15 protein-coding genes, 2 tRNA genes and 1 pseudogene are annotated in these 11,401 nt (G+C 62.6%); 9 read left to right on the plus strand and 9 right to left on the minus strand.

Annotation, left to right across the window (positions count from 1 at the left end; all coding sequences use genetic code 11):
- From EOC06_RS09470 to purM, 3 genes are all read right to left on the minus strand, one after another.
- Positions 1 to 327, minus strand: a 327-nt coding sequence (locus EOC06_RS09470) for a histidine phosphatase family protein (protein ID WP_206631172.1), incomplete at its 3' end; no start/stop codon positions are given.
- Positions 328 to 342: 15 nt separating this feature from the next.
- Entirely contained in the window at positions 343 to 1,056 is a 714-nt protein-coding gene (purN, locus tag EOC06_RS09475; protein ID WP_128307595.1) for a phosphoribosylglycinamide formyltransferase, read from the minus strand.
- Complete coding sequence (gene purM / locus EOC06_RS09480) at positions 1,053 to 2,132, minus strand: phosphoribosylformylglycinamidine cyclo-ligase (RefSeq protein WP_027037916.1); 1,080 nt, start codon at positions 2,130 to 2,132, stop codon at positions 1,053 to 1,055. Before purM ends, purN begins: the two co-directional genes overlap by 4 nt.
- Positions 2,133 to 2,371: 239 nt before the next feature.
- On the opposite strand from purM, the gene EOC06_RS09485 reads away from it, so the two are divergent.
- From EOC06_RS09485 to hdaA, 3 genes are read left to right on the plus strand one after another with little or no spacing between them, the layout of a single operon-like run.
- Complete coding sequence (locus EOC06_RS09485) at positions 2,372 to 2,929, plus strand: CDP-alcohol phosphatidyltransferase family protein (RefSeq protein WP_127331266.1); 558 nt, start codon at positions 2,372 to 2,374, stop codon at positions 2,927 to 2,929.
- The gene (locus EOC06_RS09490) at positions 2,901 to 4,103 is read left to right on the plus strand and encodes an AI-2E family transporter (protein ID WP_127331264.1); all 1,203 of its coding nucleotides are present in this window, start codon (positions 2,901 to 2,903) and stop codon (positions 4,101 to 4,103) included. The genes EOC06_RS09485 and EOC06_RS09490 overlap by 29 nt, the downstream gene beginning before the upstream one ends.
- A 1-nt stretch (position 4,104) precedes the next feature.
- Positions 4,105 to 4,809, plus strand: a complete 705-nt coding sequence (gene hdaA, locus EOC06_RS09495; protein WP_127381229.1) for a DnaA regulatory inactivator HdaA — start codon at positions 4,105 to 4,107, stop codon at positions 4,807 to 4,809.
- Positions 4,810 to 4,823: 14 nt separating this feature from the next.
- On the opposite strand, the gene EOC06_RS09500 is transcribed toward hdaA, so the two are convergent.
- Together EOC06_RS09500 and EOC06_RS09505 are read right to left on the minus strand one after the other, a co-directional pair.
- Positions 4,824 to 5,105 (minus strand): hypothetical protein, encoded by a 282-nt coding sequence (locus EOC06_RS09500; RefSeq protein ID WP_027037912.1) that lies wholly within the window; start codon positions 5,103 to 5,105, stop codon positions 4,824 to 4,826.
- A gap of 101 nt (positions 5,106 to 5,206) precedes the next feature.
- Positions 5,207 to 5,283: transfer RNA gene (locus tag EOC06_RS09505), tRNA-Pro, on the minus strand.
- 140 nt (positions 5,284 to 5,423) lie between these two features.
- On the opposite strand from EOC06_RS09505, the gene EOC06_RS09510 reads away from it, so the two are divergent.
- Both EOC06_RS09510 and EOC06_RS09515 read left to right on the plus strand, forming a co-directional pair.
- Positions 5,424 to 5,729 (plus strand): ETC complex I subunit, encoded by a 306-nt coding sequence (locus EOC06_RS09510; RefSeq protein ID WP_023812590.1) that lies wholly within the window; start codon positions 5,424 to 5,426, stop codon positions 5,727 to 5,729.
- 47 nt (positions 5,730 to 5,776) lie between these two features.
- Positions 5,777 to 5,853: transfer RNA gene (locus EOC06_RS09515), tRNA-Arg, on the plus strand.
- An 85-nt stretch (positions 5,854 to 5,938) separates the two neighbouring features.
- Here EOC06_RS09515 and EOC06_RS09520 read toward each other — a convergent pair.
- The 3 genes from EOC06_RS09520 to EOC06_RS09530 are packed head-to-tail and all read right to left on the minus strand — an operon-like array spanning position 5,939 to position 6,822.
- Entirely contained in the window at positions 5,939 to 6,217 is a 279-nt protein-coding gene (locus EOC06_RS09520; protein WP_128307596.1) for a hypothetical protein, read from the minus strand.
- 39 nt (positions 6,218 to 6,256) lie between these two features.
- Positions 6,257 to 6,538, minus strand: coding sequence for a helix-turn-helix transcriptional regulator (locus EOC06_RS09525; RefSeq protein WP_127322157.1), 282 nt, complete (start codon positions 6,536 to 6,538; stop codon positions 6,257 to 6,259).
- Positions 6,535 to 6,822, minus strand: a complete 288-nt coding sequence (locus EOC06_RS09530) for a hypothetical protein (protein ID WP_164895683.1) — start codon at positions 6,820 to 6,822, stop codon at positions 6,535 to 6,537. Before EOC06_RS09530 ends, EOC06_RS09525 begins: the two co-directional genes overlap by 4 nt.
- Positions 6,823 to 7,128: 306 nt before the next feature.
- Between EOC06_RS09530 and EOC06_RS09535 the strand changes: the two genes are divergently transcribed.
- From EOC06_RS09535 to EOC06_RS09550, 4 genes are all read left to right on the plus strand, one after another.
- A complete protein-coding gene (locus EOC06_RS09535) occupies positions 7,129 to 7,350 on the plus strand; it encodes a hypothetical protein (RefSeq protein ID WP_127319259.1) in 222 nt (73 codons plus the stop codon).
- Between the two features lie 255 nt (positions 7,351 to 7,605).
- On the plus strand, positions 7,606 to 8,394 hold the full coding sequence (locus EOC06_RS09540) for a GGDEF domain-containing protein (protein ID WP_128307597.1): 789 nt from the start codon (positions 7,606 to 7,608) through the stop codon (positions 8,392 to 8,394).
- 284 nt (positions 8,395 to 8,678) lie between these two features.
- The gene (locus tag EOC06_RS09545; RefSeq protein WP_128307598.1) at positions 8,679 to 9,641 is read left to right on the plus strand and encodes a glycosyltransferase family 4 protein; all 963 of its coding nucleotides are present in this window, start codon (positions 8,679 to 8,681) and stop codon (positions 9,639 to 9,641) included.
- A gap of 127 nt (positions 9,642 to 9,768) precedes the next feature.
- A complete protein-coding gene (locus EOC06_RS09550; RefSeq protein ID WP_127319253.1) occupies positions 9,769 to 10,995 on the plus strand; it encodes an anion transporter in 1,227 nt (408 codons plus the stop codon).
- A 76-nt stretch (positions 10,996 to 11,071) separates the two neighbouring features.
- Here the strand turns inward: EOC06_RS09550 and EOC06_RS42080 are convergent.
- A pseudogene (locus EOC06_RS42080) lies at positions 11,072 to 11,401 on the minus strand (TetR family transcriptional regulator); the annotation flags it as partial.

Below are 11,401 nucleotides of genomic sequence, written 5' to 3' on the forward strand. Positions count from 1 at the left end.
GTGGCCAATTACCAGCAAGCTGCCGCTTGAAGCGTCGGTCTGACCAATCTGGCTCAGAATATCCGCCGCTGAAGCATCGTAAAGCGCCTCGACGAATGCGATCCGGGGCTGGACGGGCAGCTCCGCCGCCACCAGCCGCCAGGTGTCGCGGGTGCGCAGCGCCGGCGACACCAGCGCCAGGTCCGGCAGCCAGCCGCGCGCCGCAAGCTCGCGCCCGATCGAGCGCGCCGCCTTCACTCCGCGTTCGGCCAAAGGCCGGTCGAAATCATCGAGATCCGGATCGTCCCAGCTGGATTTGGCGTGACGAAGTAGAAGAAGCTGTTTCATCGTCACGCTCTCGCCTCACGGCGTGATGCGCGCCAGATGCTCGAGGTCGGTTTCCTCGCGCAGCGGGTCGGGGGCCATCACCACCGAAGTGCCGTTGTCGGCATCGTCGGCAAAGTGGGCAAGCACGGTGCGGCCCTTCTCCATGCGCGCCTTGCCTTCGGCAACCAGTCCCAATGCCAGCGGATAGAGCCGGTGCTCGGCCTTCAGCACGCGGGCCGCCAATGTATCGGCGGTGTCGCCGACCATCACCGGCACGGCCGCCTGTGCGATGATCGGGCCGTCATCCATCTCGGAGGTGACGAAGTGCACGGTGCAGCCATGGATGCGGATGCCGGCGGCCAGTGCGCGCACATGGGTGTCGAGCCCCTTGAACGCCGGCAGCAGGGCAGGGTGGATGTTGATCATGCGGCCCTGCCATCTCTGGACGAAGCCGGGGGTGAGGATGCGCATATAGCCGGCCAGCGCCACGATCTCGGCGTTGAAGGCCGCGAGCGCCGCGTCTATTGCGGCGTCATGCGCCTGCTTGCTGCCATGGTCGGCACGCGAGACGACCTGCGTGGCGATGCCGCGCGCTTTGGCGATGCCGAGCCCGGCGGCGTCCGCCTTGTCGGAAATGACGCCGACGATCTCGGCCGGGAACGCCGGGTCGCTGGCCGCGGCAATCAGCGCGGTCATGTTGGAGCCGCGCCCCGAGATCAGGACGACGGTGCGTTTCCTCTGCGCGTTCATAGGCCGATCGAGCCCCGATAGATGACGCCGGCGTCGCGGCGCGGCACGATGCGGCCGATCGGCGTCACCGTCTCGCCGGCCTCCTGCAGCACGGCGGCGACCTGTGCTGCCTGACCGGATGCGACCGCCAAGATCATGCCGATGCCGCAATTGAAGGTGCGCATCATCTCTTCCGGCGCCACGCCGCCGGTCTTGGCCAGCCACGAAAACACCGCAGGAACGTCGATCGCCTCGAGATCGAGTTCGGCCGAAAAATCCTTGGGCAGCACGCGCGGGATGTTTTCCGGGAAGCCGCCGCCGGTGATGTGGGCGAGCGCCTTGATACCATGCGTGTTGCGGATCGCCTTGAGAATCGACTTGACGTAGATGCGGGTCGGCTCGAGCAGCGCCTCGGCCAGAGTGGCCTCGTCATTGAACGGCGCCGGATCGCTCCACGACAGACCGCTGACGGCGACGATGCGGCGCACCAGCGAATATCCGTTCGAGTGCAAGCCGGAGGAAGCCAGGCCCAGCAGCACGTCGCCTTCGACAATATCGTCGGTGGGCAGCAATTGGCCGCGTTCGGCGGCGCCCACCGCAAAGCCGGCCAGGTCGTAATCATTGCCGTGATACATGCCTGGCATCTCGGCCGTCTCGCCGCCGATCAGCGCGCAGCCGGCCTGGCGGCAGCCCTCGGCAATGCCGCCGACGATTGCGGCACCCTGGTCGGGATCGAGCTTGCCGGTGGCGAAATAGTCGAGGAAGAACAGCGGTTCGGCGCCTTGCACGACGATGTCGTTGACGCACATGGCGACGAGGTCGATGCCAATCGTGTCGTGCTTGCCGGCATCGATGGCGATCTTGAGCTTGGTGCCGACGCCGTCATTGGCCGCCACCAGCACCGGGTCGGTAAAGCCGGCCGCCTTGAGGTCGAACAGGCCGCCGAAACCGCCGATCTCGCCGTCGGCGCCCGGGCGGCGCGTCGCGCGCACCAGCGGCTTGATCTTCTCGACCATGAGATTGCCCGCGTCGATATCGACACCGGCCTCGGCATAGGTGAGCCCGTTCTTGCGCTTGTTCACGTCGCGCTTGCTCATTTCGGGTGCCCGTTCAACAATTTTCCTTGTCGCGGGCTCTTCGCATGAACGGTTTCTGTCCGCAAGGATAACGGCCATTTCGGCCCATAAAACCGTGGACAGGGCGCGCGTATAGGCGCTCGTGATTGGCGAAAGCCAAGCTGAAAGCCGCTCTCCCGTGCGGGAGATCGGCAGCTTCTCTCTTGTTGCCACCCGCTATCTTCATCATCTATCTCCGACCAAGAGGAGGTGCCAAGCATTTGACCATCCCAAACCTGATCACCATCCTGCGCCTTATCCTGGTGCCGGCGGTGGTGCTGGCGATGCTGCAGGCGCGCTGGGACTGGGCTTTTGCCGGGTTCCTCGTCGCCGGCATTTCCGACGGCGTCGACGGGTTCATCGCCCGCCGTTTCAACCAGCAGTCCACGCTCGGCGCGTATCTCGACCCGGTGGCCGACAAGCTGCTGCTGGTTTCGGTGTTCGTGGTCATGAGCTTCATCGGGCAATTGCCGCTGTGGCTTGTCGTCATCATGGTGTCGCGCGACGCGTTGATCGTCTGCGCGGTGGTGTTGTCCGCCGTCATGACCCATCCGGTCGAGATGAAACCGTTGTTCGTGTCGAAGGCCAACACCGCGATCCAGATCGTGCTGGCCGCGCTTGTGCTGGGAGAACTTGCCCTTGACGTTCACCTCGACCCGCTGAGGTCAGCCCTCATATTGCTGTCCGGGGTCTTGACCGTGGCTTCGGCCGCAGCCTATCTCGTGACTTGGCTGAGGCACATGAGCGGCTATGGCGAAGGCTCCACTCCGGACATCTGAGACAGAAGCGGCAGCGATCGAGGCCGCGGCCGCCGACATCGCCGCATCCGCGACCTTTCGCCGGCAGATCTTCTTCTGGCTGGCCGGTGCCGCGCTGCTGGCGCTTTTCCTCTATGTTTTCAGCGCCATCCTGCTGCCCTTCGTCGCCGGCATGGTGCTGGCCTATTTCCTCGATCCCGTTGCCGACCGGCTGCAGCGGCTCGGCCTGTCCCGTTTCATGGCGACGGTGGTCATCCTCATCACCTTCCTCATCGTGCTGGTGCTGGCCTTTGTCATCCTCATTCCGGTTCTGGCCACGCAGATGGCCGATTTCGCCGGCAAATTGCCGGAATATCTGACCCGGCTGCAAAGCCTGATCACCTCGTTCGATCCGAAATGGCTGGAACAGAAGTTCGGCGTCAACGCCAATAGCTTGCGCGACGGGCTGAATTCGCTGCTGACCTCGGGCTTCGGCCTGATCACCACCGTGTTCACCTCGCTGTGGAGCTCCGGCATGGCGCTGGTCTCGGTGGTCAGCCTGTTCGTGGTGACGCCGGTGGTCGCCTTCTACATGCTGCTCGACTGGGACCGCATGGTGGCGGTCATCGACGGTTGGGTGCCGCGCGACAACGTCCAGACCGTGCGCGCCATCGCTCGTGACATCAACACCGCCACGGCTGGCTTCGTGCGCGGCCAGGGCACGCTGTGCCTGGTGCTGGGCGCCATGTATGCCACCGGGCTGACGCTGACCGGACTGAATTTCGGCATCCTCATCGGCCTGTTCGCCGGGCTGATTTCCTTCATCCCCTATGTCGGATCGCTGACCGGGCTGGTGCTGGCTGTCGGCGTCGCCTTCGTCCAGTTCTGGCCGGACTGGACGATGATCGTCGCGGTCGCGGTCGTGTTCTTCATCGGCCAGTTCATCGAGGGCAACATCCTGCAGCCGCGGCTGGTCGGCAAGAGCGTCGGCCTGCACCCGGTATGGCTGATGTTTTCGCTGTTTGCCTTCGGCGCGCTGTTCGGCTTCGTCGGCTTGTTGATCGCGGTGCCGGCTTCTGCGGCCGTCGCCGTGCTGGTGCGGTTCGCCATTGCCCGCTATCTCGAATCGCCGCTCTACAAGGGCCGCGGCGCGGCACCTGTGCCGCAGCTCCCGGCCGATCGCGGCGGCGGCCACCGCACGCAACCGCGTCGCTGAAGTGACTGCCCAGCCAACCGACCCGCCACGCCAGTTGCCGCTCGACCTCGGCCATGGCACCGGCTATTCGCGCGACGAACTCGTCGTCTCCGGCACCAACAACCAGGCGGTGGCGCTGGTCGACCGCTGGCCGGACTGGCCATCGCCGGTGGTGGTGCTGGCCGGTCCCGCGGGTTCGGGCAAGACGCATCTGGCCTCGATCTGGCGCACGCGTGCCAATGCGGTGGCGGTCGACGCCAGGCGCATCGGCGACAGCATTGCCAATCTCGGCGCGCGGCCGGCACTGATCGACGATGTCGATACCGGCGCGGTCGATGAACAGGGCCTGTTCCATCTGATCAATACGGTGCGTGGTGCCGGGTCGACGCTGCTCCTGACGGCGCGCCGCTTCCCGTCCGCCTGGCGCGTCACGCTGCCTGATCTCGCCTCACGGCTGAAAGCGGCGGCGACAGTGGAAATTCATGAGCCCGACGATCTCCTGCTCGCCGGGGTCATCACGAAACTGTTCGCCGACCGTCAGATCGAGGTCGAACCGCATGTCGTGCAGTATCTGGTCCGCCGTATCGAGCGCTCGCTGGCGACAGCGATGCGCGTGGTGGAGCGGCTCGACCGGACCGCGCTCGAACGCAAGACGCCGATCACCAGGGCGCTGGCAGCCGAAACCGTCAACGCCATGGATGAAGGGCAGGGCGAATTCGAGATTTAGCTGAGAGGTCAGTCTCAGAGCCACATTCTGGCGAAATGACGGACGGCGAGGTAGACGGCCGAGTGAGCGGCGATATAGCCGGCGGCGACCAGCACAAACATTCCAATACTGACACGCCAGGAGCGGGAGACGACGGCGCCTGGGGCCTGCCTCGCCTGTCTACGGCTTTCACGGTTGTTCCACATCGCCAGCGCGGCGCAGGCAATTGCCCACGTCACCATGAACGGAACGGTGATGCCGGCATAGGCAAAGTAGGCCGGTCCGAAAAGCGACACCCAGGCATCGATTCCAAGCATCTGAACCCCTGTTTGCCGAACCGGCCCGCGGCCCACGGATGCACGACCGGAGCCGGAGCAAGTGACCATATGGCTGCGCCGGGCATTGGGCTGTGAGGGGATGGTCGGAGTGGAGAGATTCGAACTCCCGACCCTCTGGTCCCAAACCAGATGCGCTACCAGGCTGCGCTACACTCCGAACGGTCTGTTGCCTATTCATTTCGGTGGTGCATGGCAAGTGCAAAAACCTGCGAGAGCAAAAACCTTGCCGCCGTGCGCATTGCGCAGTAATGACGGGCGAAGGGTGGCGATGCTGCCTTGCACAAGAACGAGGTGGCCATGTCCGCGCGCATTTTCAGCCCAGCCAAAACCGCGATGCAGTCCGGCAAGGCCAAGACCGGCCACTGGGTGCTGGAATTCGATCCCGAGACGCGCAAGAAGATCGATCCGCTGATGGGGTATACGACGTCGGCAGACATGAGAAGCCAGATCAGGCTTAGCTTCGACACGCGGGAAGAGGCGGTAGCCTACGCCGAAAAGCAAGGGCTCGCTTTCCGCGTCGAAGAGCCGAAAGAGACCAAGCGCCGCCAGATTTCCTATGCGGAGAATTTCCGCTATGACCGCAGGACGCCCTGGACGCATTGAACGGCGGTCAGTGCCAAGATATCCAGCCGGCCCAAAGGCCGGCCAGCGGTCCCGTAGCTCAGCTGGATAGAGCACCGGCCTTCTAAGCCGATGGTCACAGGTTCGAATCCTGTCGGGATCGCCAAGCCTTTCGGTCCGTTCCGGACACATAGGTTACGGTTTATACCGGAGACATGGGCTTTCAGAGAGCGGCATCGGGCCTCGTGCGCTCAAACCGCCGCCGCCAGAAGCAGCGTTACCCCCAAAACCGTCGACGCATAGATCGTCGCTAGAAGCATGATCGGCCGAGGATACTCGGCGGGTGTCGCGAGGCCGGCAAAGTCGGGATTTAGGGTTTCGGTGCCGGGCCACGGGACGTCGTCGTCGTCGGCGGCGTTGTCATTGCAAGCGCGCACAGAAAAACGCCGGGCTATATCGGCGGCGATCAGAGGATCGTCCGCCACCAATTTCGACCAGTCCGAAACAATGCCGATTTCACGTTTGAACATCGCTCGCCTCCCGTTTGCGCTCTAACAGCGATATCTAAATTATGTTCCACCGATAGTTTGACGAGGCGGACCGCTCTTGGTCACTGCGGCCTTCTGATTGATGAAAACCACGCCTGCTGCCTCCAACCCTCGCCGGATGGCAGCCAGCTTGGCCGAACTCGGAATCCTTCGTCCGCTCTCGAAACTGCCAATCGTTCCTTCGCTGAGGCCGCACTTCGCGGCGAGTCGCACCTGCGACCATTTCAGCATCGCTCGTGCGGCTCTGCACTGCTGGGATGTAAGGGGCTGGATCCCTGAGACGGTGGAGCTTCGCTTGTTCACATCCTCAGATCCCTTCGCTTCGGCGGGACGTGGCTTTGCACCAGGCGCACCTTGTCCATGTCCACCGTGACCATTGTCCCGAGCGATACCGTGACCTTGTCGCCGTCGATCCGCGTAACCCCGCCGGATAATTCCATCTGCTGGCCCTTGGTCAGCCTGGTCGCCGGATCAATGACCGAATGCGGAAAATTGTAACCGGGGATCGACACGCTGACGCGGTCTTCCGTGACGCGCTTCAGCACCGTCGCCATGACCGCCACTTCGTCGCCGACCTTTATTGCCATGCCACTGATTCTGGGGCGTCATCTGCCGGCGTCAAGGATTAGCTAGATCTGATATAACAAAATCGCGGAATCAGCTTTCTCCATGCAGGGTCGCCCCGACAGCGGCAAATACCGCAAGCCGTCCAACTCTGTTCGGTGATGAGGCGTTGGCGTGGCTCGGGCAGCCGCCCGGCGCCAGCGTATTATTTCGTGACTCCGCCTTTTCGGAACCTTCCTGCGCACGGCGCGTTCGGCCCGCTGTATTCGAGGACCCTCATATAAAAGTGGACAGGCGGGAGGCAAACAAGGGTGGGGAGGAGTGTTGCCATGTCGAAGCGAGAAATAGGCATATCTTCGGCTCTGGATCGGCGTATCGCCGATCTCAAGGCCAAGATGCAGGACGCCCGGATCACGGAATACGAAATGAAAACCTTTCAAAAAGTGGCTTCAGCCATGGGAGGCGACGGAGGCTCCCTGCGCCTCGATGCCGACGACCTGATCGCGGCATCCTTTGTCGTCGATGCGCTGAGTGAGCCAACGCTCAACTGACGACGGGCGGTCTGGTTCGCGCGCCGTTTTGCCTTTGCCCGGCCGGCAATTGGCCCACGCCTTCAAGCTCTGAAACAGGATGGCTGCTTCCAGCGGCCGTCTTGTGGCACGTTTGCGCAAGCCTCTGTCGCAAGTCACCGACCGGGGCTGGCGGGTGGATTTGATTCCGCCGCCCGACAGAAATTGGAGGGAAAGTCTTATCAATTTGTTTGGGTTGGTGCGTCATAGTAGCGACGGCTAACGGAGTTTAACGCGATGAAGCTCGATGTGTCGCCGACGAGCTGGGGCAGGGTGATCGCTGTCACGGTAGTCGGTACGGCATTCTTCATTGCCGTGGCGTTCTTCGTCGATTCCTTCAATTTCCCCTATCTTTCGCCCGAGGCCGTGTGGCGGGCGAAGATGACCGACTTGTTGCTGCCTTTGGTGCTGGGTGGCTCGTTTCTGTTTTTCCTGATGTGGAAGATTCGCCAGCTGGCCATCGCGCAGCGCGATCTCAGCGTCATCGCCGCGACAGACAGCCTGACGGCGGTGCTGAACCGTGGCGCCTTCTCTATGCTGGTCGAAGCCTATCTCGAGCAGACCCGAAAGCAGGAGCAGACCCGTTCGGGGGCGCTGCTGATCATCGACGCCGACCACTTCAAGTCGATCAATGACCGCCTGGGTCACGATTGCGGCGACCAGGCGCTCAAACTGATAGCGCAGGCGATCAAAGGGCAACTGCGTGGCGGCGATATCGTCGGCCGCATCGGCGGCGAAGAATTCGGCGTGTTTCTGCCCGGCGTGGACCCCTCGCAATCCTGGGTGGTCGCCGAAAGCATCCGCCGGCGTATCAGGGAGATGGAATTCTCACCCGGCGGCAGGCCTTGTCCGCTTTCCGTCAGCATCGGCGGCACAAGCTTTACCGGCCCGATCACCTATGAGGAAATCTTCTCCGCTGCCGACAAAAGGCTTTACACGGCCAAGTCGAACGGACGCGATCAAGTCAGCTTCGATCCGGCCGGAACGTCTCCGGCGCCTCCGCCCGGGGTTGCCACCGTGCATTGATGGCAGAAACTTGCAGATTACTGGATCGGGAAGCGCAGACCGCTCCTCTACGCTTTCAGAGCTTACAGTCATGTGCAGGAAATCCGATCTTTACGGATAGCATGCCGGCTCGATAGGCCATGGACTGCAACCGCTTGCCGGTATACTCCCCCGCATTGACGATGTTTCGTTGTTGGTAGAAACGGTTCTGACTCCTGAGTTTCTATGCGTTCCGGCCGACATGCGATCATGATTTTTGATGCTGGCGGGCATGTGGCGGGAACGGTCAGGTAAGCACAGTTATTATGATCCATTTGTTCAACGGCTTTCAGGATCCCTTCGGCGGCAGTGACCTTGAAGCTCTGGAACTGTACCGGCTGTTGAGTGCCGATTCCGAGGTGCATCTGTGGGCAACCTCCTCCAGCGTGTCCGGCGAGTTGATGCGGAATTTCCCGATTCGCCGCGTCTCGCTGTCGAAGTGGGATGTACCGAATGGCGGCACCTACGTCTTTCTCGGCTCGCATTGGCGCAACAAGGTGTGGCCTTACCTGATCCCGCGGCCGCGCCGGCTGATCTATGTCTTCAATACCTTTCACCCGAAAATCATCGCGCTGACGACGCGCATGCCCCGCATGCTGAACTGGCCAGACGCCGAACTGGTGCTGATTTCCGATTTTCAGAGACGGATGCTGCGGGTCGATGGCGTCGTGCATCCATCGCTGATCGATGTCGAACGTTTTTCACCCCGGCGTCTGGCTTCGGATCGTCCGTTCACCGTCGGACGCTTGAGTCGCGACGGGCCGGGCAAACATCATGCCGATGACATACCCCTCTACGAGACATTGCTGGCCGAGGGCACAGCCTTGCGGATTCAGGGCGGGGCAGGGCTCAAGGACAGCCTCATGCCGCATCCGCAACTCGAACTGTTCCCACCCGGCCGATTTTCCGCCGAAGAGTTTCTGCAGACGCTCGACGTGTTTTATTATCGCACCGGTTGGCATGTGGAGACCTTCGGTCGCGTCGTGTTGGAGGCGATGGCCTGCGGTTTGCCTGTGGTCTGCCATTCCCATGGCGGCTATTCCGACCACATAAGGCATGGCGAAAACGGTTTCTTGTTCGAGACGACTGAACAGGCGTTGCGCATCCTTGCCGATCTCAAAGCCGATCCGGCATTGCGGGCGACAGTGGGAAAAAGGGCGCGGCAGTCCTTCGAACAGATCTATTCTTCCCAAGCTGTGCGACAGAGGCTGGATTTCTATTTGCGTTAGCCCGGCGTCTGAAACCGTCTGCCCGGCCGGTTTGGCATCCAGCTCGACATCGCGTTAAAGGGTGAGCACCCGAATGGCCTCCGTGGCAGGCTTCGGCGCGGAAACAGACTGGGCAGGACTTCTATCGATGACATTGATGGGCGCGGCGGCACTGCTGATCCTGATCCTGACTTACGCCGGTGTCGCCATTGGCCGCATCCCCGGTCTGCGCCTCGACCGGGCAGGGATCGCCCTGCTCGGCGGGGCCGCGATGATCGCTATCGGCGCGCTCAGCATGGAGGATGCCTACCGGGCGATCAATTTCGACACCATCACGCTTCTGCTCGGCATGATGATCGTGGTGGCGCATCTGAAGGTGTCAGGCGCCTTTCGCGGCCTTGGCGCCATCGCCATCGAGCACGCGCACGCGCCCTTCATGCTTTTGGTGATGGTGACGCTGCTGACCGGCGTACTGTCCGCCTTCCTGGTCAACGACGCCATCTGCCTCGTCATGGCGCCGATCGTTGTCCATGTCACCCGTGTGATCAAGCGCAACCCGATCCCCTATCTGATCGCCACCGCCACCGCGTCGAATTGCGGCAGCGTCGCTACCATCACCGGCAATCCGCAAAACATGGTCATCGGCGCGCTGTCGGGCATTTCCTATCCGGCCTTTTCGGCAGCGCTGGCTCCGGTCGCCCTTTTCGGCCTCGTCGCGGTCGTTGTCATCATCCGCATCGTCTACCGGGCCGAATTCGCCCGAACGGTCCAACTGACGCCCGAGGTCTCGCGTGGCCGCATGCACAAGGGGCAGGTGCTGAAGGCGGTGGTGGTCTGCATCGGGCTGGCAATCGCCTTCTTCGCCGGTGTGCCTGTCGCCAAGGCCGCGCTCATCGGCGGCGCCATCCTCTTGCTTACCCGGGCGATCAAGCCGGAACGCATCTACCGCGAGATCGACGGTCCGCTGCTGTTCATGTTCGCCGGTCTGTTCGTGGTCGTCGCCGGCGCCGAAAAGACGCTTCTTTCGCCAGACATGATCGCCTCGGCAAAGAACCTCGGGCTGGACGATGTCTGGCGTCTGTCCGGATTCACCGCGGTGCTTTCCAACATCATGAGCAATGTCCCGGCCGTGCTGGCGCTGCGGCCTTTCATACCCGGCCTGGAAAACCCCGAGCGCGCCTGGCTGGTGGTCGCCATGAGCTCGACACTGGCCGGCAATTTCACGCTGCTGGGTTCGGTCGCCAATCTGATCGTCGCCGAACAGGCACGCGCCGCCGGCACGACGCTGTCGTTCGGCGCTTTTTTCAAGGTCGGCTTGCCGCTGACGCTGATAACGCTGGCCGCCGGCACCGCATGGCTGGCGTTTGGGTTCTAATGCATGTCGCCCAAAAGTGGCCCCGGTTTTGGCGCAACGACATGCATAAAACCAAAGGCTTAAAGCGCGTCGCGTATTAGACCTGGCTGCCTGAAATTCGCGCCCGCACCAGCGTCGCCGCGGCGCGTCCGGCGGCCTCGATGTAATCGGGGTTGCGGTGGATCAGCATGATCGAAAAGCAGCCGTCGATCAAAAGCACGATCTCGCGTGCCAAGGCAGGCGGCTCACCGACGCCATGGTCCGACAAGGCGCCGGCCAGCCATGTTTCGAAATTCAGCTTGTGCCGCGCGCCGACCTTGACCGCCGGATGTCCGGGCATCGAGGCGAGTTCGGCGGCCGTGCGCAGGAAGCCGCATCCTTTCCATTTCGGGTGACGAGCGGACCTCGCCAGATTGGTGAAGATCGC

Origin of the sequence: Mesorhizobium sp. M7A.F.Ca.MR.362.00.0.0 (assembly GCF_004023175.1) — a bacterium.
Lineage (GTDB): Bacteria > Pseudomonadota > Alphaproteobacteria > Rhizobiales > Rhizobiaceae > Mesorhizobium.